General features: G+C 66.1%; 15 protein-coding genes and 2 pseudogenes. 9 read left to right on the top strand and 8 right to left on the bottom strand.

What is annotated here, in order from left to right:
• Positions 1-10: 10 nt before the first annotated feature.
• A complete protein-coding gene (locus tag ACIGHN_RS08120) occupies positions 11-2,158 on the top strand; it encodes a UvrD-helicase domain-containing protein (protein ID WP_396503971.1) in 2,148 nt (715 codons plus the stop codon).
• 177 nt (positions 2,159-2,335) lie between these two features.
• Here the strand turns inward: ACIGHN_RS08120 and ACIGHN_RS08115 are convergent, their stop codons facing one another.
• Complete coding sequence (locus tag ACIGHN_RS08115) at positions 2,336-3,121, bottom strand: sulfite exporter TauE/SafE family protein (RefSeq protein WP_396503970.1); 786 nt, start codon at positions 3,119-3,121, stop codon at positions 2,336-2,338.
• A 218-nt stretch (positions 3,122-3,339) separates the two neighbouring features.
• On the opposite strand from ACIGHN_RS08115, the gene ACIGHN_RS08110 reads away from it, so the two are divergent.
• Positions 3,340-4,245 carry a LysR family transcriptional regulator gene (locus tag ACIGHN_RS08110; protein ID WP_396503969.1) on the top strand — a complete coding sequence of 302 codons (906 nt, stop codon included), beginning with the start codon at positions 3,340-3,342 and terminating at the stop codon, positions 4,243-4,245.
• 157 nt (positions 4,246-4,402) lie between these two features.
• Here ACIGHN_RS08110 and sbmA read toward each other — a convergent pair whose 3' ends face one another.
• The 6 genes from sbmA to ACIGHN_RS08080 form a co-directional block, all read right to left on the bottom strand.
• On the bottom strand, positions 4,403-5,398 hold the full coding sequence (gene sbmA / locus ACIGHN_RS08105) for a peptide antibiotic transporter SbmA (RefSeq protein ID WP_056170194.1): 996 nt from the start codon (positions 5,396-5,398) through the stop codon (positions 4,403-4,405).
• 191 nt (positions 5,399-5,589) lie between these two features.
• The gene (locus tag ACIGHN_RS08100) at positions 5,590-8,124 is read right to left on the bottom strand and encodes an ankyrin repeat domain-containing protein (protein WP_396503968.1); all 2,535 of its coding nucleotides are present in this window, start codon (positions 8,122-8,124) and stop codon (positions 5,590-5,592) included.
• 187 nt (positions 8,125-8,311) lie between these two features.
• A complete protein-coding gene (gene acnB / locus ACIGHN_RS08095) occupies positions 8,312-10,921 on the bottom strand; it encodes a bifunctional aconitate hydratase 2/2-methylisocitrate dehydratase (protein ID WP_396503967.1) in 2,610 nt (869 codons plus the stop codon).
• 163 nt (positions 10,922-11,084) lie between these two features.
• Positions 11,085-11,714, bottom strand: coding sequence for a hypothetical protein (locus ACIGHN_RS08090; RefSeq protein ID WP_396503966.1), 630 nt, complete (start codon positions 11,712-11,714; stop codon positions 11,085-11,087).
• Between the two features lie 39 nt (positions 11,715-11,753).
• Entirely contained in the window at positions 11,754-12,815 is a 1,062-nt protein-coding gene (locus ACIGHN_RS08085) for an HpcH/HpaI aldolase/citrate lyase family protein (protein ID WP_396503965.1), read from the bottom strand.
• Between the two features lie 14 nt (positions 12,816-12,829).
• Positions 12,830-13,816 (bottom strand): malate dehydrogenase, encoded by a 987-nt coding sequence (locus ACIGHN_RS08080; RefSeq protein WP_056419023.1) that lies wholly within the window; start codon positions 13,814-13,816, stop codon positions 12,830-12,832.
• Positions 13,817-14,031: 215 nt separating this feature from the next.
• Between ACIGHN_RS08080 and ACIGHN_RS08075 the strand changes: the two genes are divergently transcribed.
• The 7 genes and pseudogenes from ACIGHN_RS08075 (at position 14,032) to ACIGHN_RS08045 (ending at position 20,123) form a co-directional block, all read left to right on the top strand.
• Complete coding sequence (locus ACIGHN_RS08075; protein ID WP_056419024.1) at positions 14,032-14,820, top strand: GntR family transcriptional regulator; 789 nt, start codon at positions 14,032-14,034, stop codon at positions 14,818-14,820.
• A gap of 134 nt (positions 14,821-14,954) precedes the next feature.
• Positions 14,955-15,389: a succinate dehydrogenase, cytochrome b556 subunit gene (sdhC, locus tag ACIGHN_RS08070; protein ID WP_056170211.1), complete on the top strand. Its 435-nt coding sequence runs from the start codon at positions 14,955-14,957 to the stop codon at positions 15,387-15,389.
• Between the two features lie 80 nt (positions 15,390-15,469).
• A complete protein-coding gene (sdhD, locus tag ACIGHN_RS08065) occupies positions 15,470-15,835 on the top strand; it encodes a succinate dehydrogenase, hydrophobic membrane anchor protein (protein WP_056170214.1) in 366 nt (121 codons plus the stop codon).
• Between the two features lie 32 nt (positions 15,836-15,867).
• Positions 15,868-17,673, top strand: coding sequence for a succinate dehydrogenase flavoprotein subunit (gene sdhA / locus ACIGHN_RS08060; RefSeq protein ID WP_056419025.1), 1,806 nt, complete (start codon positions 15,868-15,870; stop codon positions 17,671-17,673).
• A gap of 28 nt (positions 17,674-17,701) precedes the next feature.
• Entirely contained in the window at positions 17,702-18,403 is a 702-nt protein-coding gene (locus tag ACIGHN_RS08055; protein WP_056170220.1) for a succinate dehydrogenase iron-sulfur subunit, read from the top strand.
• A gap of 22 nt (positions 18,404-18,425) precedes the next feature.
• On the top strand, positions 18,426-18,746 hold the full coding sequence (locus tag ACIGHN_RS08050) for a succinate dehydrogenase assembly factor 2 (RefSeq protein ID WP_056419026.1): 321 nt from the start codon (positions 18,426-18,428) through the stop codon (positions 18,744-18,746).
• A 66-nt stretch (positions 18,747-18,812) separates the two neighbouring features.
• A pseudogene (locus tag ACIGHN_RS08045) lies at positions 18,813-20,123 on the top strand (citrate synthase).
• 236 nt (positions 20,124-20,359) lie between these two features.
• On the opposite strand, the pseudogene ACIGHN_RS08040 reads toward ACIGHN_RS08045, so the two are convergent.
• Positions 20,360-21,328: pseudogene (locus ACIGHN_RS08040) on the bottom strand (IS481 family transposase).
• Between the last annotated feature and the right edge of the window lie 576 nt (positions 21,329-21,904).

Raw genomic sequence — 21,904 nt, 5'->3', positions numbered from 1 at the left:
CACCGACTCCATGCCCGCTCCACGCTCTCCCGCCTCTGCCTCCGCCTCCGCCACCGCGCCATCTCCCGCACGCAGCTGGGCCCACACCCGGATCACGGCCACCGCGGAGCAGCGGCGGGTGCTGGACTCCCAGGCCACGGCGTCCATCATCAGCGCGCTGGCGGGCACGGGCAAGACGACCACGCTGTGCATGAAGGCCTGCAACCTGCTGGCCACGCTGGGGGACCAGAAGAAGGCCGCGGCGCGCATCCTGGTGCTGGCGTACTCCCGGGCCGGCGTCACGGCCATCCGCGACCGCATGCTGCAACTTCACGGCGCCGTGCCGCGCAGCCTGGAGATCCTCACCATGGAGCAGCTGTGCGAGCAACTGCTGCGTGAGCAGGGCGACCCGGTGGAGATGCTGGACGACCCCGTACGCCGTCGCTTTCTGATCCTGCAGGCCCAGCAGGCGCTGCGCCAGGAGCTTGAGCGCAGCGCGGGCAGCGATGGCCTGGACGACGAACTGTTCTCGCACAGCGTGGACGTCGACGCGTTCCTGGCCTTCGAGGCGCTGGCCAAGAAGAAGCTCCTGGACCAGGAGGCGCAGGCCTCGGGGCTGTCGCTGCGCGCGTTTTGTGAAGACCGGGACATCGACCACGCCCTGTACCGCCTGTACGGCCAGTACGAGCGCATGCGCGTGGGCATGAACCATGAACCGCGCTTCTACGCCGAGGGCGACTGCACCTTCGAGCTATGCCGCCAGTTGGGCGAGCTGGACTGGGACCAGCCCTTCGAAGGGCTGCAGGGGCGCTACAGCGCTGTGCTGTTCGACGAGCTGCACGATCTGGACGAAGGCGCGCTCACCGTGCTGCGCGCGCTGGTGCGGGGCGACAACGGTTTCTTCGTGGGCGCCGGGGACTTCAACCAGCACATCCACGAAGGCTCGTTCTCGGTGTTCGGCGGTGGCATGCAGCACATCCTGGCCTGCCTGCCCGCGGGCACCGAGGTGTTCAACATCCACACCACGCGCCGCTTCGGCGCCGACATCTGCGCGGCGCTCAACCCCTTGTTCGGCGTGGAGTTTGCGCCGGTGGCGGGCAGCTCGGACGCCTTCCTGCACCTGGCCTACGACAGCGACGAACATTGCGCCCAGCAACTGGTGGAGCTGCACGCGCAGATCGTGAACGGCTGGGGCGCGCTGCAGGAGCAGAAAGGCCCAGTGGCGCGCAATGGCCAGACGGCTGCCCAGAACGCGCAGCACAGCTCGCTGAATGTCGTGCTGCGCAACCCGCAGGACAGCATCCTGCTGGAATGGGTGTTCGGCCACGAAGGCGTGCACTACGGCACCCAGGGCCTGAGCCCGTTCTACCTGCGGCGCGAGGTGGCGCTGGCGCTGGCGCTGATGTGGGCGCTGCACGGCAGCGAGGGCGACCATCCCCATGCCGACGCAGGGGAGCGCCATCTCACCCCCGGCATCGTGGGCGCCGCCATCGAGGGGCTGCTGCACTACGGCCGCCGCGCGCCCCGCACCGATGCGGTGGACACCGACCTGCTGGCGCAGGGCCAGTTCGACACCGCGGTCTGGGCAGGCCTGCCCGGTGCCGACGAAGGCCAGAAGCTGGCCGCCACGCTGCACAGCAGCAGCGCCCGCATGCGGCGCTTCATTGCGCATGGAGCGTTGGCCCCCACGGCGCCGGAGCTGACCGATGCCTGCGCGCGCATCATGGCGCTGGAGCCCACGGACAAGGCGGCCGTGCTGGCCGATGCGGGCGCGTTCTGCCAGCACCCACTGGTGCAGCGCATCTTTGCCGATGCGCCCATCCAGGACCGCGAGCGGCGCGCCTGCCTGGCCAGCCTGGAAAGCCTGGGCCGGCTTGCGCGGCAGATCCCGGTGGCGGAGTTTCTGGGCCGCCTCACGCTGATCGCCACCGCCAGCATCGCCATGCACGAGCAGGGCGAACCCGTGAGCCTGCGCCTGCTGACCGTGGAGGCCTGCAAGGGCCGCGAGTTCACCTTCGTGGCCGTGCCCTTTGTGGAGCGCGGCCGCTTCCCGGGCCCGGCGCCCCAGCAGGAGGCCTACCGTGAGCGCAACATGCTGTACGTGGCCACCACCCGGGCCCGCGCCGCGCTGTGGGTGCTGGAGAGCGCGGCCAAGCCGGTGTTGCCCGGCCCGGTCTGAGACGCGTTGGCAGCCAGACCGGGAGCCTCTCCAGGTTCCGCAACGACGCCAGTCCTACGCCCTTCCAGCGGCTGGCAAAACTCAGCGCAGCGGTCCTGACCAGGCGTTGGGTCGCAGACAGTACTGCAAGGACGGCAAGACCCGACAACGGCGCCAGGAGCGCTTTGCCAGCCGCCGTCACCGAGATGCAAAGCCGTGCCAGGCCACCACATCCGCCACCATGTACACCCCCAGGGCCAGCAGCCCCACCATCAGGCAGCGCCTGAACCACACGGCCGACATGCGCTGGCGGATGCGCGTGCCCAGGGCCATGCCCAGCAGTGCGGGCACCAGCATCCACGCGGACAACACCAGGGTCGAGACCGGGTAGCTCGCATTGAGCGCCAGCCCACCCGCCAGCGCCAGGGTGGACACGGTAAAGCACAGGCCCATCGCCTGAACCAGCGCATCCCGGTGCAGGCCCAGGGCCTGCAGGTAGGGCACGGCGGGCACCACGAACACGCCGGTGGCGGCCGTGACCCCGCCCGTGGCCAGGCCCACCAGGGGCGACAGCCAGGCCTCCGCCCGGGGCGGTACATGCAGGCGCGCCCCCAGCAGTCCCCACACCGCGTAGGCGATGAGCGCCACGCCCAGCAAGGCGCGCGACCAGGCCCCCGCGGGCGCCCCCAGCAGCCAGGCGCCCAGCCACGTGCCCGCGCAGATGCCCCACTGCAGGCCACCCAGGCGGCGCAGCAGCGGCCACAGCGTGGCCCAGGGGCGCAGCTGCCAGAGGTTGGTGACCAGCGACGGCACGATGAGCAGCGCCGCCGCCTCGGCCGGTACCACCAGCAGCGCCAGCAAGGCCATCGACACGGTGGGCAGCCCCAGGCCCACCACGCCCTTGATGCAGCCCGCGAGCACGAACACGGCAGCCATCGCCACCAGCCACGTTCCGCCGTGGGCGCCCAGGCCGAGGCCCGTCATGGGTGCGGCTCCGCCGGCATGCGCCGGGCCTTGCGCGCCGCACGCCGGTATCCGGCAGGTTTCGTCTGATGCATTGCCACCACTCCACGGCCCGCACCATGCGGCGGGCCATGGGCGCATTGTTCGCAACACCGGCGCGCCTGGAAATGCGGAAGCCGCGCAGCCAGCCTCAGGCACAGCCGAAGCCTGCTGCGGTGGGCTGTGGTAGTTTTGCGCCCATGCGCTTTGACCTGACCGACCTGCGGCTTTTCGTGCACGTGCACGAGGCGGGCACCATCACCGGCGGCGCCGAGCGCAGCCACATGGCGCTGGCATCGGCCAGCGAGCGCATTCGCGGCATGGAAGACGCACTGGGCGTGCCGCTGCTGGTGCGCGCCCAGCGGGGCGTGCAGCCCACGCCGGCGGGCCACACGCTGCTGCATCACGCCCGGCTGGTGCTGCGCCAGATGGAGCACCTGCGCGGCGACCTGGGCGACTACGGCAACGGCCTGGCGGGCCACGTGCGCCTGCGGTGCAACTCGTCGGCCCTGAGCGAATTTCTGCCGGCGGCGATGGCGGGCTTTCTGCAGCAGCACCCGCGCATCTCCATCGATGTGCAGGAAGCCCCGAGCGAAGACGTGGCAGATGCCGTGCGTTCCAGCCTGTGCGACATGGGCCTGGCGTCGGATGCGGCGGACCTGCAAGGGCTTGCCACCTGGGCGCTGCGGCCGGACCCGCTGGTGCTGGTCGTACCGCGCCACCACGCCCTGGCCGGCGCGCCACGGCTGGCACTGGCCGACGCGGCGCACCTGGACTTCATAGGCCTGGCCGAAGGCAGCGCACTGCAAAGCCATGTGGCGCGGCACGCCCAGCGCATGGGCCAGCGGCTGCGCTTTCGGGTGCGGCTGCGGCACTTCGAGGCCGTCTGCCAGCTGGTGGGGCTGGGCGCCGGAGTGGGCATCGTGCCCCTGGCCGCCGCCCAACGGCACCGCCGTGCGCACGGCATCAAGGCTCTGCGGCTGACCGACGGGTGGGCCCATCGCAGCCTGGTGCTGTGCACCCGCAGCCCCGGCGAGCTGCCGCAGCATGCGCTGCAACTGCTGCAGCACCTGGTGGCGGGCGCGACGCCCATTGCACGCGAATGACCAGTGGGCGCTGCTGCAGCCCGAATATCGAATAAAAAATGGCGCTACCGCGCACTAGACAAGCGCCAGCAGCTATTAAAAATATAGCAAGTCACTGCCAGGCCAACGAATGGCCCGCGGTGCAGGTACCAGCCGGCGCCCGCCCTGCTCTGCCGCCTCAGCCCGCCAGCCCCTCTGCCATCGGCGCCGTCATCTGCCGCTCGAAGGCGCGCAGGCGCTTGTAGACCGAGATCTGCTCCACCACCGTGCTCCAGTTCAGCACCAGGAACTGGAACGACTCGAGCACCTTGTCGAACGCCCGCGCGATCTGCTGCATCACCCCCAGCGTGATGGCCCCGGCCACCAGCGTGGGCCCGAGCGCCACCAGCGGCACGAGCACGCTCACCTGCAGGTAGGACCATTTCACGACGTCGAAATACAGGTAGTGGAAGAACAGCCGGAAGTAGTTGCGCCGCACGTCCTGGAACAACGCGGCGGCAGTGGGCGGGGATGCGCGGGCCGCGTCGTCCTCGCCCAGCACCAGTTCCTTGCGGTAGGCCGCCTCCACGCGCTGGTTCTGGAATTCGAGCCCCGGCAGCTTCACGCCCACCAGCGCCAGCAGCAGCGTGCCGCCCAGCGACCACAGCAGCGCCACCCAGACCAACGAGTGCGGCACGGCACCCAACACCGGCAGCGCCGTGACCTTGTCCGAGAGCGTCCACAGGATGGGCAAAAACGCGGCCAGCGTCATCAGGCTGCGCATGAAGCTCAGCCCCAGGTCTTCCATGATGCGGGCGAAGCGCATCGTGTCCTCCTGCACCCGCTGCGCCGCGCCTTCGATGTGGCGCAGCCGGGGCCAGGCGGCCATGTAGTGCTCGTTCATGGCCTGTCGCCAGCGAAAGATGTAGTGCTTGGAGAAAAAGTCCACCAGCACCGCCGTGGTCACATACAGCATGGCCACGTGCGTGAAGGTGGACAGCTGGCGCCAGAACTCCTGCATCGTGATGCTGCCGGGCTGGCTCAGTCCCTTTTGCACCAGGTCGTAGAAGCTGCCGAACCAGTCGTTGATCTGCACGTCGAGCTCGACGCGGTACCAGGTGGCCAGCAGGATGACGATGGAGCCCAGGATCGACCAGGCCCACCACCGGCGGGAGAAAAAGAAGGACTTGAACATCGTGGATGCCGAGTTGTTATGGTTCTGCGGAATGTGATCGCGGCGTCGCGCGAACGTTCCGTGGCTGGCTCACGGTTCTTTCTGGCCGATGTCCGTGTCGTGGCCTCGCTGCCTGCACCTTCTCTCAGCCCGCATTTCCATCACAGCGCCCCACTCTCGCGTCGCGCCGCATCGAGCCGCAGGGCACCGCGTCAGCGCTGGCGCTCCAGGAGCCAGCGCTCGGCGTCGGCCTGCTGGCCGAAGCGTGCCCAGTCCAGGGCCGTCTTGCCGTGCGGGTCGCGGCGCCACAGGTCGATGCCGCGGCCCTCCAGCCACTGCAGCACCGCCACCCGGCCTTTGGCGGCCGCCAGCATGGCGGGCGTCTCGCCGCGGCTGGCGGGTGCGGGTTCATCCAGCGGCTGGCTCTGGTCGGCCAGCCATTGCAGGCACGGCACGCACCCGCTTTGCGCAGCCATGTGCACGGGGCCCCAGTCCCAGCGGTTGCGGGCTTGCAGGCTGGCACCGGCCTGCACCAGCCGCTGCGCCACGGCCAGATGGCCGCCCCAAAAAGCGCGCAGCAGCGCGGTGTCGCCCCGCTCGCTGTCTTTCTGCGTCTGGCGCAGGTCCGGCTGCGCGCCCGCCTTGAGCAGCAGCTCCACGTGGGCCATCTGCCCCCGGTGCGCCGCCAGCATCAACATGGAAGACCCGTTGTCCGCCAGCAGGTTCGGGTTGGCGCCATCGCGCAGGGCCTGCTCCAGCGCAGCGGCATCGCCCGCGTTCTGCGCATCCATCAGCCGGCCGTCCGGGCCCGACCAGGTCCGGTGCGACGCGGCACCGCCGGCTGCGTTGATGGTGGCGACGCCCACGGGACTGCGTGGCGCCCACCACAGGGCCACAACCACTGCGCCGATGAACAACCAGCCCCAGGCGGGGCGCGACACGTCCTGGCGCTGCGAACGCCGTGCGCCCGGCGTGAAGCGGCCGCGGCGGTCCTGCCAGGCCTTGGCAATGGCCCGGCCCACGCCGGCCGCAGCATCGGGCCCGTTCAGCGCCGGCGTGAGCTGCACCAGCGTGCCCTGCGCGTTGCGGCCATACACCGCGTGGTGGTTGTTCTGTGCGCTGCCGCTGCCCGTGGCATACACGACCTTGTGCACCAGCGACTGGCTGGCATCGCCCGCCACCGATCTCACGGTGGTCCACATCCAGGAGCTGCAGCGCGCCACCACGCCATCGTCCTGCACCCGGGTCACCCAATTGCGCGTTGCCGCGTGCAGCGCCACGGCCAGCAGCCCTGCCGTCACGGCCAGCCCGCCCCACGACCGGGGCAGCACCACGCCATGCAGGCCGATACGGTCATTGACGAGCCATTCCATGGCCAGCGCCGCCAGCGCGATGCCGGCTCCCCAGCGCCAGGCCTGCTGCTCAAAGCTGATCTGCACGCCCTGCGGCAACTCCTGCAGGACAGCGCCTGCAGGCCACGCGGGGATGGTGCCCGCGATCTGCGCGGCTTCTGGCGGGGCAATGGGCTCCTCTCGCTTCCACACTGCGCGGGGGTCGAAGCGGTCCTCGGGCACCGAATCGCCAAAACCCACGGGGGCGGCCTTGACGGGCAGGTCGTAGGACAGCTCCACCGAACCATCGGCCCCCAGCAGTTCGACCCTCCAGTCGACCCGCTCCCGGCCCCGCTGCGCACCGTGGGCGGGTGCGTCTGGCGGCACCTCGAAGCGTGCGACCAGCCGCAGGCCGCCGTCGGGCGTGGGCTGCAGCGAGGCCGGGGCGTCCACCGCTTCGACCTGCCGCTCGGGCGAGCCGGAGCTCGATTCGTCCACCCGGTACTGCGCCAGGCGCAGGCGCAGGGCCTGGGCGCCGGGCTGTGCAGCAGCACGGTGCGGCAACCGCAGTGTGACCTCCACCAAGCGGCCCGCCTGGGGCTGCTGGGGCAACGACGTGAACGCCGAGCCCCGGTAGCGCCACACCATGCGGGTCTGGCGTATGGCCAGGCCCAGCATCAGCACACCGACCAGCACGAAGACGCCGATGAACCCCTGGGCCCAGCCCGACGCATTGCGGTCGGACCAGAGCAGCGCGGCCATGGGGAACGACAGGCCGCACCACAGCAGGCTGAAAATCCAGGCCCCGACCGCCGTGCCGTGCAGTGAATTGCGCGGGGCCGGCCCGCTGGCTGGCAGCTCGCCCTGCGCGGGCTGCGCCAGGCCCATCGACTCGCCGCGACCGATGAGCAGCAGCACAAAGACACAAGCCGCCACCACCCCCACCGCGGTGAAGATCAGAGCAAACGGCAAACGAAAGATCTGCAGCCGCCACCGGATGGAAGGGTCGATCAGCGACTGGGCAGGGTTGTCCGGATTCACCCGTACCGTGATGGGCTGGTCGCGGGCCTGCGCCTGCTGCAGCCGGCCGTGCCACTGCTGGTGCCAGTCGCCGATGTTGTCGGACCCGCTCTGCGCATCGAGCCCCACCCGTGTTCCCTCGTGGCGCGCGCCGTTGAACTCGTAGCGGTAGCGGGCCTGCACTTCGTACGTCGTGCCGCCCTTGCTGCCCGGGTGCCGCTTCAGCTCGGCGCTGATCACCTGCGCAGGTACCTGCTGCCACTGCCCCACCTGCCAGGCGGTCCACAGTGTCTGAGCCAGAGGCTTCAAACCGAAGAAGTAGCCTCCCAGGCCGAAGGCGACGGCAAAAATCGCGCTGAACACCAGCGCCCCTGCGCGCCCCATTGTGTTTTTCATGAATCCCTCCCTTGTCGTGGTGGTTGTTGTTATGCCGCGAGCTTAGCTGCCAACATATGACAAATCGGTGACTGTCATGTTGCCGACAAACCACTGTCACGAGCCCCCTCCCACAACGCGGGCACCCATAAAAAAAGCGGCCCCGAAGGGCCGCTTGGCAGGCAACGGTCTGGCCGCCGCCGCGGGATCAGCAGGCCACGGCCGCCGACGCAGGCGCAGCCTTGGCGGCTTCTGCGTACTCTTCGATCTGGTCGAAGTTCATGTAGCGGTACACGCTCGCCTTGTCGGCATCGATCACGCCCATTTCCTTGAGGTACTCTTCCTTGGAAGGCAGGTAGCCCAGGCGCGAGGCGATGGCGGCGAGTTCCGCCGAGCCGAGGAACACGTTGGTGTTCTTGCCCAGGCGGTTGGGGAAGTTGCGGGTGGAGGTGGAGATCACCGTCGCGCCTTCACGCACCTGTGCCTGGTTGCCCATGCACAGCGAGCAGCCGGGCATTTCGGTGCGCGCACCGGCCGTGCCGAACGCAGCGTAGTGGCCTTCCTTGATCAGCTCGCTCTCGTCCATCTTGGTGGGCGGCGCCACCCACAGCTTGACGGGGATGTCGCGCTGGCCGCCCAGCAGCTTGGCTGCAGCGCGGAAGTGGCCGATGTTGGTCATGCACGAGCCGATGAAGGCTTCGTCGATCTTGGTGCCCGACACTTCGGACAGGAACTTGGCGTCGTCCGGATCGTTGGGGCAGCAGACGATGGGTTCCTTGATGTCGGCCAGGTCGATCTCGATCACGGCGGCGTACTCGGCGTCCTTGTCGGCTTCGAGCAGGTCGGGCTTGGCCAGCCAGGCTTCGACCTTCTCGATGCGGCGCTGCAGCGTCTTGGCATCGGCGTAGCCGTCGGCGATCATGTTCTTCATCAGAACGATGTTGGAGGTCAGGTACTCCTTGATCGGCTCGGGGTTGAGCTTGATCGTGCAGCCAGCGGCAGAGCGCTCGGCCGACGCGTCGGACAGCTCGAAGGCTTGCTCAACCTTGAGGTCCGGCAGGCCTTCGATCTCGAGCACGCGGCCCGAGAAGGCGTTGATCTTGCCGGCCTTGGCCACCGTCAGCAGGCCCTGCTTGATGGCGTACAGGGGAATCGCGTGCACCAGGTCGCGCAGGGTCACGCCGGGCTGCATTTCGCCCTTGAAGCGCACCAGGATGGACTCAGGCATGTCCAGCGGCATCACGCCGGTGGCAGCGCCGAAGGCCACGAGGCCGGAGCCCGCCGGGAACGAGATGCCGATGGGGAAACGCGTGTGCGAGTCGCCGCCGGTGCCCACGGTGTCGGGCAGCAGCAGGCGGTTGAGCCAGCTGTGGATCACGCCGTCGCCAGGACGCAGGGCCACGCCGCCGCGGTTGGAGATGAACGCAGGCAGTTCGCGGTGCGTCTTCACGTCCACGGGCTTGGGGTAGGCAGCCGTGTGGCAGAAGGACTGCATCACCAGGTCGGCCGAGAAGCCCAGGCAGGCCAGGTCCTTGAGCTCATCGCGCGTCATCGGGCCGGTGGTGTCTTGCGAGCCCACGGTGGTCATCTTGGGTTCGCAGTAGGTACCGGGGCGCACGCCCTGGCCTTCGGGCAGGCCGACGGCGCGGCCGACCATCTTTTGCGCCAGCGTGAAGCCGGCCTGCGTCGCCACGGGGGCGGTGGGCAGGCGGAACACGGTGGAGGCTGGCAGGCCCAGGAATTCGCGGGCTTTGCTGGTCAGCGAGCGGCCGATGATGAGGTTGATGCGGCCGCCGGCGCGCACTTCGTCGAACAGCACGTCGCTCTTGAGCTGGAACTCCGCCACGGTGGCGCCGTCCTTGACGATCTTGCCGTCGTAGGGCATCACGTCGATGACGTCACCCATCTCCAGCTTGGAGACGTCCACTTCGATCGGCAGCGAGCCCGAGTCCTCCTGCGTGTTGAAGAAGATCGGTGCGATCTTGCCGCCCAGCGTGACGCCGCCGAAGCGCTTGTTGGGCACGAACGGAATGTCTTGGCCGGTGGCCCAGACGATGGAGTTGGTGGCCGACTTGCGCGACGAGCCGGTGCCCACCACGTCGCCCACGTAGGCGACCAGGTGGCCCTTCTTCTTCAGGTCGTCGATGAACTGCATCGGGCCGCGCTTGCCGTCTTCTTCGGGCTTGAAGGCCGCGTCGGGACGGGTGTTCTTGAGCATCGCCAGGTAGTGCAGCGGGATGTCGGGGCGGCTCCAGGCATCGGGTGCGGGCGACAGGTCGTCGGTGTTGGTTTCGCCGGGCACCTTGAACACGGTGACGGTAATCTTCTTGTCGACTTCGGGGCGCGAGGTGAACCACTCGGCGTTGGCCCAGCTCTGCATGACTTCCTGCGCCTTGGCGTTGCCGGCCTTGGCCTTGGTCGCCACGTCGTTGAAGAAGTCGAACATCAGCAGCGTCTTCTTGAGCGCGTCAGCGGCCACACCCGCCACCTCGGCGTCGTCCAGCAGTTCGATCAGCGGGTGCACGTTGTAGCCACCCACCATGGTGCCCAGCAGCTCGGTGGCCTTGGACTTGGAGATCAGGCTCACCTGGATGTCGCCGTGCGCCACGGCGGCCAGGAAGCTGGCCTTGACCTTGGCAGCGTCGTCTACGCCGGGCGGCACGCGGTGCGTGAGCAGGTCCAGCAGGAAAGCGTCTTCGCCGGCGGGCGGGTTCTTGATCAGCTCGATCAGCTCGGCCACTTGCTTGGCTTCGAGCGGCAGCGGCGGGATGCCCAGGGCGGCGCGCTCGGCCACATGGTCACGGTAGGCTTTCAACATCATTTTTCTCCGGTTGCGTTCTAAAGTGGGGCGGCATGCGGCGGCTGGCACCGTCATCGTGACGGCACGGCCGGCTGCACGCAGTTCAGTCTGTCTTTATGTCTGTGTTGTTATGGGGTTGTCATGCGGGCGGTGTGCGGCAAATCCGGCCCGGCAGGGCTGGCTACTTGGCCGACATCGGCTCCAGCACGCTGACGGGCGGGTTCTTCTTGATGGCCTCGGCCACCAGTTGCTGCTCGGGGCTCATGCATTCGTCCGCCAGGCGCTGGCCGACCTTCTGGTTCATCAGCATGGACTTGTTGCCGATCTGCAGCCAGACCGCGCCGCCCTTCTGGTCTTCCAGGCGCACGGTGCCGGTGGTGGTGGCCACGGGCGACATGAAGTACTTGAAGCCCTTGCCTTCCACGTGGAAGTGGCCAGGCGATGCAGGCTCGGCAGTCACCGTCACGAAGGCGCCCAGCTCGCAGGGGATGCGGCCGGTGTGCACGCGATCGGCAATGGCCAGCTCGGCAGGCGACAGCGCAGCTTCAGCGGCAATGATGCCGGCGGCCACCTGGTTGGTCGCGCTCTTGAGCTGCGTGCGGCTGCTGGTGGATTCGCTCTTGGCCACGGCCTTCTTGGGGGCCGCCTTCTCGGAGGACTTGGCAGACTTGGCTTCGGACTTCGCCGCCGGCTTGGCGGCAGGCTTGGCAGCGGCCTTGGTTTCAGACTTGGCCGCAGGCTTGGCGTCCGTCTGCGCCAGGGCGAGGGCTGGGGCCAGCAGCATCAAGGCAGAGGCGATAAGGAATTTCATGGAGGGTCCTGCGTGGGGGTGTGGGCGGGTATCTACAACTCAAGCGAAAGCCGGCGCGTCAAACCAATGGCGCACCGCCTGGGGAAGCGCGCGCCCGGTGCTGTGGGCGCGCTCGATGACCTGCCAGAAGAAACGGTAGCTGGCACGGTCGTGCAGCGTGCCATCCATGCTGATCGGAGCCCAATCAGCATCGGCGGCAGCCGCTATTATTTTGGAAGCATGCTCGATATCGTCCTGCTGCGGCGCGAACGCTTGCAGGATGGGGCGGATCTGCGCCGGGTGGATGCTCCACATGCGGGTGTAGCCCAGCTCGTGGGCCGCCTGGCTGGCCGCACGTTGCATGGCCGCCGTGTCGGCGAACTCCGTCACCACACAATGGGACGGCACCTTGCCGTGCGCGTGGCAGGCCGCGGCGATCTCCAGCTTGGCGCGCACCACCAGCGGGTGCGTGAACTGCCCGGCCGACGTCATGCCATGGGCCGGGATCGCACCGGCATGGGCCGACACGAAGTCCATGAGCCCGAAGCTCAGGCTCTGCACGCGGGGATGGGCGGCGATCTCGAAGGCACGGTGCACAGCCGCCGGGGATTCGATCAGCACATGGATGGGCAGCTGCGAGGGCGACGCGCGGTCGATGGCGCGCTCGGCCAGCAGGACATCGTCCACCGACTCGACCTTGGGCACCATGATGTGGCACAGCCTGTGGCCCGCCTCGCCGGCGATCACGGCCACGTCGTTGGCGAATGCGGGGTGGTCCACCGCATGCACCCGGGCGGCCACGCGGGCGCCGGGGGCTGCGGCAACGGCCAGTGCAGCCACCAGCCGCGCGTGCTCGGACTCCAGACCGACGGGCGCTCCGTCCTCGCAATCGAGGGTGACATCAAAGACGCAGGTTCCGAACTCTTGCGTCATCTCGGCCTGCAATTGCAGGCTTTTGCGCATGCGCGCTTCCACGCCGCTGTAGTGGTCGCAGACCGGCAGAAAACCGGTCTGCGCCTGGGCGCCTAGAAGCACATCGCGCGGATGGGGTTGTGCAGCGCCCTGCCCCTGTTCAGGGGCTGGGGCGGCCCGAAGGCCCGATGCCTGTGGCGTCGGCTGCATGGTGCGGGCTGGCTTTACAGCAGGTGCTTGACGCCGTCCTGCTCGCCTTGCAGCTCGGCCAGGGTCTTGTTGATGGCTTCTTGCGAGAAGGCATCGATCTCCAGGCCTTCGACGATCTTGTACTCGCCGTTTTCGGTGGTGACCGGGAAGCCGAACACGATGCCGGCAGGAATGCCGTATTCGCCGTTTGATGGCACGCCCATCGTGACCCACTCGCCATTGGAGCCCAGGGCCCAGTCACGGATGTGGTCGATGGCGGCGTTGGCAGCCGAAGCGGCCGACGACAGGCCGCGGGCGGCGATGATGGCCGCGCCGCGCTTGCCCACGGTGGGCAGGAAGGTGTCGGCGTTCCAGACCTGGTCGTTCACCAGGTCCTTGATCGACTTGCCGTTGGTGGTGGCAAAGCGGTAGTCGGCGTACATGGTGGGCGAGTGGTTGCCCCACACGGTCAGCTTGCGGATATCGCCCACCTTCGTGCCGGTCTTGGCCGCCAGTTGCGAGGCAGCGCGGTTGTGGTCCAGGCGCAGCATGGCGGTGAAGTTCTTCGCTGGCAGGTCGGGGGCCGACTTCATGGCGATGTAGGCGTTGGTGTTGGCGGGGTTGCCCACCACCAGCACCTTGACGTTGCGCGAAGCCACTGCGTTCAGGGCCTTGCCCTGGGCAGTGAAGATCTGGGCGTTGGCGGCCAGCAGGTCGGCGCGCTCCATGCCGGGGCCGCGAGGACGGGCACCCACCAGCAGGGCGTAGTCGGTGTCCTTGAAGGCCTGCAGCGGGTCGCTGTGGGCTTCGATGCCGGCCAGCAGCGGGAATGCGCAGTCTTCCAGCTCCATGATCACGCCCTTCAGGGCGTTCTGGGCCTTCTCGTCGGGGATTTCGAGCAGTTGAAGAATGACGGGCTGGTCCTTGCCCAGCATTTCGCCGGAGGCGATGCGAAACAGCAGGGCGTAACCGATTTGGCCAGCGGCGCCGGTAACGGCCACGCGAACAGGCTTCTTGCTCATGGTGAAAACTCCAGGAAGTGAAAAAACAGAAGGTGATGCAAACAAGCACCAGCCTCTGTTACCAGCAGCCCGTGCCCCGCAAAACAGCCTTGGAGTGTACCGCTGATTGGACACCCCGGTCAATTTGTCTTATGTCTTATATAAGATATGATTGAGGCCTCTTCGTCGTCCGCAAATCCCTGCCGCAACGCAGGGCTCCACCGCGCCCGCCTGCCATGTCCTCGCTTCCTTTCGCCGCCGACAACCCTGCTGCGCCACCGGGCACCGCGGGCGGTGCCACGCCGGCGTTCAGCCCGCTGTACCAGCAGATCAAGGGACTGATCCTGCAGAGCCTGCAACAGGGCGAATGGAAGCCTGGCGAAGCCATTCCGAGCGAGATGGAGCTGGCCGCCCGCTTTCGGGTCAGCCAGGGCACGGTGCGCAAGGCGATCGACGAACTGGCGGCCGAGAATCTGGTCATGCGCCGCCAGGGCAAGGGCACGTTCGTGGCCACACATGCCGAGCAGCATGTGCAGTACCGCTTTCTGAAATTGCTGCCCGACACCGGCGACGCCCGCGTCGAGGGCCCCGCCCAGCGCCGCGTGATCGACTGCCGCCGCGTGCGGGCCAATGCCGAAGTGGCGCGGGCGCTGGCCTTGCGCAGCGGCGATGCCGTCATGCAGGCCCGGCGCATCCTCGCCTTTGCAGGCGTGCCCACCATCCTGGAAGACATCTGGCTGCCCGGCCAGGCTTTCAAAGGGCTGACGGCAGACCAGCTGGCCAGCTACCAGGGTCCCACCTACGCGATGTTCGAGCTCGACTTCGGCGTGCGCATGGTGCGGGCCGAAGAAAAGATCCGGGCCGTGCTGCCAGACGCGGAGCAGGCCGGCCTGCTGGGCATTGCGTCCACCACGCCGCTGCTGAGCGTGGAGCGCATTGCCTACACCTACAACGACGTTCCGATGGAGTTACGGCGTGGCCTGTACCTGACCGACACCCACCACTACCGTAACGAATTGAGCTGACTTCAAGCTGGCACCCGAGTATTAACCTCGAATATTGCGACCCGCTTGAAACCCCGGTTGTTGCGTTGCAATAGAATTTTGCGTTCTTTGCATCTCCGAATTACAAAGAAGTTACATCCACGAAAGCACTCAACATGACCGAGCTCGCCAAAAAACGGCCTGAATTTCGCAACATCAACGCGTTCAAGGACCTGACCACCTACCGCATGACGCCTGCAGCGTGGGTGTCGATCCTGCACCGCGGCAGCGGGCTGATCATGTTCCTGCTGCTGCCTTTCATCATCTGGATGTTCGACACCTCGGTGTCGTCTGAATTCTCGTTCGCCCGGTTCACCGCGGCGTTCAGCATCGGCATCGGCTTCGTGCCTGGCTGGTTCATCAAGCTCGTGGCCCTGGCCCTGATCTGGTCGTACCTGCACCATTTCAGCGCCGGCCTGCGCCACCTGTGGATGGACGTGAGCCACAGCGCCGTGAACAAGGAATTCGGCAAGACCTCGTCCATCGCAGTCTTCGTGGTCAGCATCACGCTGACCCTCGCACTGGGCGCCAAGCTCTTCGGCCTGTACTGATCGATCCACCACCCCCGATAAAAAAAGCGGTGACTGCTGCCATTCCGCAGCCAACACCGCCGCACCAGAGGAAAGCAGCGATGTCTGTCAATTACGGTTCCAAACGCGTCGTCGTCGGCGCTCACTACGGCCTGCGCGACTGGCTCAGCCAGCGCGTCACCGCCATCCTGATGGCCCTGTTCACGCTGGCCCTGCTGGCCCAGGTGATCTTCTCCAAAGGCCCCCTGGGCTACGACAAATGGGCGGGCATCTTCTCGGCCCAGTGGATGAAGGTGCTGACCTTCACCGTGATCATCTCGCTGGCGTGGCACGCGTGGATCGGCATGCGCGAAATCCTGATGGACTACGTCAAGCCCGTGGGCATCCGCCTGGCACTGCAGGTTTTCACCATCGTCTGGCTCGTCGGCTGCGCCGGCTGGGGCATCCAGGTTCTGTGGCGTCTCTGATACCGATCCCCCGCGACTGAAGGCAAACAACAATGAGCTACACCAAAGCTAACATCACCAAGCGCAAGTTCGACGTCGTCATCGTCGGCGCCGGCGGCTCCGGCATGCGCGCATCGCTGGAACTGTCCCGCGCAGGCCTGAACGTGGCCTGCCTGTCCAAGGTGTTCCCCACCCGCTCGCACACCGTGGCGGCGCAGGGCGGCGTGTCCGCATCGCTGGGCAACATGAGCGAAGACAACTGGCACTACCACTTCTACGACACCATCAAGGGTTCGGACTGGCTGGGCGACCAGGACGCCATCGAGTTCATGTGCCGCGAAGCACCCAACGTGGTGATCGAGCTCGAACACTTCGGCATGCCGTTCGACCGCAACCCCGACGGCACCATCTACCAGCGCCCCTTCGGCGGCCACACCGCCAACTACGGTGAAAAGCCCGTGCAGCGCGCTTGCGCCGCCGCCGACCGCACCGGCCACGCCATGCTGCACACGCTGTACCAGCAGAACGTGAAGTCCAAGACCAACTTCTTCGTGGAGTGGATGGCGCTGGACCTGATCCGCAACACCCAGGGCGACGTGGTCGGCGTGACCGCGCTGGAGCTGGAAACCGGCGACCTGTACGAACTTCACGCCAAGGCCGTGCTGCTGGCCACCGGCGGCGCAGGCCGCATCTTCGCGGCATCGACCAACGCCTTCATCAACACCGGCGACGGCCTGGGCATGGCGGCACGCGCCGGCATCCCGCTGCAGGACATGGAGTTCTGGCAGTTCCACCCCACCGGCGTGGCCGGCGCGGGCGTGCTGCTGACCGAAGGCTGCCGCGGCGAAGGCGCCATCCTGCTCAACAGCAATGGCGAACGCTTCATGGAGCGCTACGCGCCCACCCTGAAGGACCTGGCACCCCGCGACTTCGTGTCGCGCTCGATGGACCAGGAAATCAAGGAAGGCCGTGGCTGCGGTCCGAACAAGGACTACATCCTGATGAAGCTCGACCACCTGGGCGCGGACACCATCAGGAAGCGCCTGCCATCGGTGGAAGAGATCGGCCACAACTTCGCCAACGTGGACATCACCAAGGAACCGATCCCCGTGGTGCCCACCATCCACTACCAGATGGGTGGCATCCCCACCAACATCAACGGCCAGGTGGTCGTGCACGACGGCCAGCAGAACCACATCGTCAACGGCCTGTACGCGGTGGGCGAATGCTCCTGCGTGTCGGTGCACGGCGCCAACCGCCTGGGCACCAACTCGCTGCTGGACCTGCTGGTCTTCGGCAAGTCGGCCGGCAAGCACATCGTCAACTTCGTCAAGGGCTCCGGCGAACACCAGCCCGTGCCCGCCGACGGCGCGGAGCGCACCCTGGCCCGCCTGAACCAGCTGCAGGACTCCAACGAAGGCATCTACGCGCAGGACGTGGCCAACGACATCCGCGCCGGCATGCAGCTGCACGCCGGTGTGTTCCGCACGCAGGCCAGCATGGACGAAGGCACGGTCAAGATCAACGCCATCCGTGAACGCGTGAGCGGCGTGACCCTGAAGGACAAGTCCAAGGTCTGGAACACGGCCCGCATGGAAGCGCTGGAAGTCGACAACCTGATCGAAGTGGCCCAGGCCACGATGACCTCGGCCGCAGCCCGCAAGGAATGCCGTGGCGCACACACCGTGTACGACTACGAACACCCTGCCGACCACGCCGAGTTCCCGCTGGGCCGCAACGACAAGGAGTGGATGAAGCACACCCTGTGGCACAGCGCCGACAACAGCCTGACCTACAAGCCCGTCAACCTCAAGCCCCTGACGGTGGACAGCGTGCCTCCCAAGGTCCGTACGTTCTGAAGATCCAGCAGCCTCACGAAAGAACAACATGAAGCGCACCTTTCAAATCTACCGCTACGACCCGGACAAGGACGCCAAGCCCTACATGCAGACCATCGAGATCGAACTCGACGGCCACGAACGCATGCTGCTCGACGCCCTGGTCAAGCTCAAGGAGCAAGACCCCTCGCTGTCGTTCCGCCGCTCGTGCCGCGAAGGCGTGTGCGGCTCCGACGCGATGAACATCAACGGCAAGAACGGCCTGGCCTGCCTGACGAACATGAACACCCTCAAGGGCACCATCGTTCTGAAGCCCCTGCCCGGCCTGCCGGTGATCCGCGATCTGATCGTGGACATGACGCAGTTCTTCAAGCAGTACAACTCGATCAAGCCGTACCTCATCACCGAGGACCTGGCCCCCGAGAAGGAACGCCTGCAGAGCCCCGAAGAGCGCGAAGAGCTCAACGGCCTGTACGAGTGCATCCTGTGCGCCAGCTGCTCCACCAGCTGCCCCAGCTTCTGGTGGAATCCCGACAAGTTCGTGGGCCCCGCCGGCCTGCTGCAGGCCTACCGCTTCATCGCCGACAGCCGCGACGAAGCCACGGGTGCGCGCCTGGATAACCTGGAAGACCCGTACCGCCTGTTCCGCTGCCACACCATCATGAACTGCGTGGACGTGTGCCCCAAGGGCCTGAACCCCACGAAGGCCATCGGCAAGATCAAGGAACTGATGGTGCGCCGCGCCGTCTGACCTTGTCCAGAGCATCCATTTCATGTCCGATACCCCGAACCCCGTCCTGCCGTCGCCCTCCGATGTGCTGGACGACCGCGAACGCGCCAAGCTGCACTGGCGCTGCCGGCGCGGCCTGCTGGAGAACGATCTCTACATCGAGAACTTCTTCGCCAAGCACGGGGCGGGCCTGACCTGGCGCCAGGCCTACGGCATGAACACGCTCATGGACCTGGCGGACAACGACCTCCTGGACCTGGTGCTCGCCCGGCGCGAGCCCGAAGGTGAACTGGATACAGAAGAAGTGCGTGAAGTACTCGGCATGCTGCGGCTCAGTGGTGGCGCAGTACGGCCACGGCCCTGAACCATAGAGACCTGAGACAAGGCCTGAACCCCCGGATTACCGGCAACCTACCCAAGGAAAGTAACAATGAAGCTAGCTGACAACAAAGCCACCCTGTCGTTCAGTAACGGCAGCCCCAGCGTGGACCTGCCGGTCTACCAGGGCAGCATCGGCCCGGACGTCATCGACATCCGCAAGCTGTATGCGCAAACGGGCATGTTCACCTATGACCCGGGCTTCCTGTCGACCGCAGCCACCCAGTCGGCCATCACGTACATCGATGGCGACAAGGGCGAGCTGCTGTACCGCGGCTACCCCATTGAGCAGTTGGCGCAGAACTGCGACTTCCTGGAAACCTGCCACCTGCTGCTGTACGGTGACCTGCCCAACGAAGCCCAGAAGACCGACTTCACCAGCCGCGTGACCAACCACACCATGGTCAACGAGCAGATGCAGTTCTTCCTGCGTGGCTTCCGCCGTGACGCGCACCCCATGGCCGTGCTGACCGGTCTGGTGGGCGCCCTGTCGGCCTTCTACCACGACAGCACCGACATCAACAACCCGCAGCACCGCGAGATCGCTGCTATCCGCCTGATCGCCAAGATGCCGACGCTGGTGTCCATGGCATACAAGTACGGCGTGGGCCAGCCTTACATGTACCCGCAGAACAACCTGTCCTACGCAGGCAACTTCCTGCGCATGATGTTCGGCACGCCCTGCGAAGAGTACAAGGTCAACCCTGTGCTGGAACGCGCACTGGACCGCATCTTCATCCTGCACGCAGACCACGAGCAGAACGCATCGACCTCCACCGTGCGCCTGTGCGGCTCGTCGGGCACCAACCCGTTCGCGGCCATCGCCGCCGGTGTGGCGTGCCTGTGGGGCCCTGCCCACGGCGGTGCCAACGAAGCAGCCCTGAACATGCTGTACGACATCCAGGCCCAAGGCGGCGTGGAGAAGATCGGCGACTTCATCAAGCAGGTCAAGGACAAGAACTCCGGCGTCAAGCTCATGGGCTTTGGCCACCGCGTGTACTAGAACTACGACCCGCGCGCCAAGCTCATGCAAGAGACTTGCAATGAAGTGCTGGCCGAACTGGGCCTTGAAAACGACCCCCTGTTCAAGCTGGCCAAGGAACTGGAAAAGATCGCCCTGGAAGACGACTACTTCGTGCAGCGCAAGCTCTACCCGAACGTCGACTTCTACTCCGGCATCGTGCAACGCGCCATCGGCATCCCCGTGAACCTGTTCACCGGCATCTTCAGCCTGGCCCGCACCGTGGGCTGGATCGCCCAGCTGAACGAAATGATCGGCGACCCCGAGTACAAGATCGGCCGCCCCCGCCAGCTGTTCACGGGCTCTGTGCGCCGTGATGTGCCGCCTATCGGCAAGCGTTGATTGGCAAGCGGGTTTTCGAAGGCTCCTGTCTTCGAGGCCCTTGCGCAGGAAAGTCCGCTTCGGCGGGCTTTTTTTATGGGAAAGCGCTTTGTCCTGCGCTGACCTGCGAACAAGGCCGGTGAGCAGACCTCTTTCCATCCTGTTGCTGGCCGTGGGGCATTCCGCTAAATGCCGTGATGAAGCTGATGGCAGGCCCATGACCATCCACAAGATCCAGCCCGGCCCGCATGTGGTGACTAGCTGTCACATCCCGGACGATCATATGGCCGCTTGTGAAACAGATCCGGGTGCTCTTGGTACCACCCTTTCATGGCCTGCATTGGCGTTCTGCTCTTGAGCGCTGACTGTGGCAACTGGTGGTTGTACAAGGCCACATAGCGCTGCAAGGTCTGCTCCATATCTTCACGGCTGTTGAATCGGTGGGTCTTCAGGACGTCCGCTATGCGGCCATTGAACCGCTCCACCATGCCGTTGGTTCTCGGAGTCCTGGGCTTGGTCAGCCGGTGCTCTATGCCCAGCTCCTGGCACAGTTGGTCGAACTCATGGTTGCCGCTGGGTTCGCGCTCCCGGCTGGCAAACAGTCGGTCTGTGAACTCCTTGCCGTTGTCGGTCAACAGCTTGTTGATCCTGATCGGGCACGCCTTGTGAAGTGCTTTGAGAAGGGCCCTGGCACTGGCCGCTGTCTTGTTGGCCTTGAACTGCACGAACACCCAGCGCGTGGCCCTGTCGATGGCCACGAACAGATAGCGCCTGCTGCTCTCGTCCTGCATCTGGGGCAGGTACTTCACGTCCATGTGCACGTAGCCTGGCTCGTAGCTCTTGAAGGCCTTGTGGGCTACCGCAGGCTCGTGGGGCTTGAGGGCGTTGAGGTTGCCCGCTCCATGGCGGCGCAGGCACCTGTCCAAACCTGAGCGTGAGACATCGGGGCTCAAGAACTCTCGCGTGACCGCCAGCAGGTCATCCAGGGGCAGCAGCAGGGTATGTCGCAAGTGAACCACCACGGTCTCTTGCGCAGGCGTGAGCACCGTCTGCAGGCGATGGGCCGTGTGCGAGCGGTCTGCAAAGACATCGCGCTTCTATCCACTTGTAGACCGTCCGCTCAGTGATCCCAAAGCGCTGGGCCAGGACGCTGGCTGGTTCATTGCTGCGATCTCGGCGCGCACTGCGGGAGTGGTGCGGGCGTTCTTGTGCAGGGCTATCAACATGGCTTCACTCCCTGGATAGATTGCAAGGACTCTATCAACTCCTTCAAAACAGCTCGGGCCATGAAGAGTGGATAGCGTTTAGAGTCGATGCAATCATCCGGGATGCGACAACTAGCGACCAAGCTGCTCAGGGGCGTGATTGCATCGCTATGAATCGACAACCTGATGCTCTTGATGTTGAACCTGCCTATTGTCGGCCTTTGCCTCAATCTACTGTCCCTCCCTACAAGGGTTTTACCTGCCTTCGTGCTGTTCCGCGCGATCGGCGCGTATTCGGACAAAACACGACCTTTAAGTTCTGGATTAGGCAGTCTTTGGCGTACCGGGCTATGTATTCCACAAACGCAGCTGCGAACTCGCACCGCCGGTGCCGGTCCCAATAAGGATAGATAACCTGAGTTGGCGCTGCTGCTGTCGCGATCCAGCCCCTATCCGCGTAGCTACTAGCGATTGCAGCGATTTGACTGTCGATTGTGTTGCTGCCTGCGGTTAGCAGGAAGCGGGAGGAGGCGGTTGAGGAAGATTGACGGAAATTCCTACCAGACGCTGCAAGATCTTTATCCAGTTTTGATTTTC

This window comes from Acidovorax sp. NPDC077693 (genome assembly GCF_044542805.1).
Classification (GTDB): Bacteria; Pseudomonadota; Gammaproteobacteria; order Burkholderiales; family Burkholderiaceae_C; genus Acidovorax.
This window is presented reverse-complemented; position numbering and strand designations above follow the sequence as displayed.

Coding starts and splice junctions, on each gene's coding strand:
- ACIGHN_RS08120 (WP_396503971.1), top strand. CDS start 11: ATGCCCGCTCCACGCTCTCCCGCCTCTGCCTCCGCCTCCGCCACCGCG.
- ACIGHN_RS08115 (WP_396503970.1), bottom strand. CDS start 3,121: ATGACGGGCCTCGGCCTGGGCGCCCACGGCGGAACGTGGCTGGTGGCG.
- ACIGHN_RS08110 (WP_396503969.1), top strand. CDS start 3,340: ATGCGCTTTGACCTGACCGACCTGCGGCTTTTCGTGCACGTGCACGAG.
- sbmA (WP_056170194.1), bottom strand. CDS start 5,398: ATGTTCAAGTCCTTCTTTTTCTCCCGCCGGTGGTGGGCCTGGTCGATC.
- ACIGHN_RS08100 (WP_396503968.1), bottom strand. CDS start 8,124: ATGAAAAACACAATGGGGCGCGCAGGGGCGCTGGTGTTCAGCGCGATT.
- acnB (WP_396503967.1), bottom strand. CDS start 10,921: ATGTTGAAAGCCTACCGTGACCATGTGGCCGAGCGCGCCGCCCTGGGC.
- ACIGHN_RS08090 (WP_396503966.1), bottom strand. CDS start 11,714: ATGAAATTCCTTATCGCCTCTGCCTTGATGCTGCTGGCCCCAGCCCTC.
- ACIGHN_RS08085 (WP_396503965.1), bottom strand. CDS start 12,815: ATGCAGCCGACGCCACAGGCATCGGGCCTTCGGGCCGCCCCAGCCCCT.
- ACIGHN_RS08080 (WP_056419023.1), bottom strand. CDS start 13,816: ATGAGCAAGAAGCCTGTTCGCGTGGCCGTTACCGGCGCCGCTGGCCAA.
- ACIGHN_RS08075 (WP_056419024.1), top strand. CDS start 14,032: ATGTCCTCGCTTCCTTTCGCCGCCGACAACCCTGCTGCGCCACCGGGC.
- sdhC (WP_056170211.1), top strand. CDS start 14,955: ATGACCGAGCTCGCCAAAAAACGGCCTGAATTTCGCAACATCAACGCG.
- sdhD (WP_056170214.1), top strand. CDS start 15,470: ATGTCTGTCAATTACGGTTCCAAACGCGTCGTCGTCGGCGCTCACTAC.
- sdhA (WP_056419025.1), top strand. CDS start 15,868: ATGAGCTACACCAAAGCTAACATCACCAAGCGCAAGTTCGACGTCGTC.
- ACIGHN_RS08055 (WP_056170220.1), top strand. CDS start 17,702: ATGAAGCGCACCTTTCAAATCTACCGCTACGACCCGGACAAGGACGCC.
- ACIGHN_RS08050 (WP_056419026.1), top strand. CDS start 18,426: ATGTCCGATACCCCGAACCCCGTCCTGCCGTCGCCCTCCGATGTGCTG.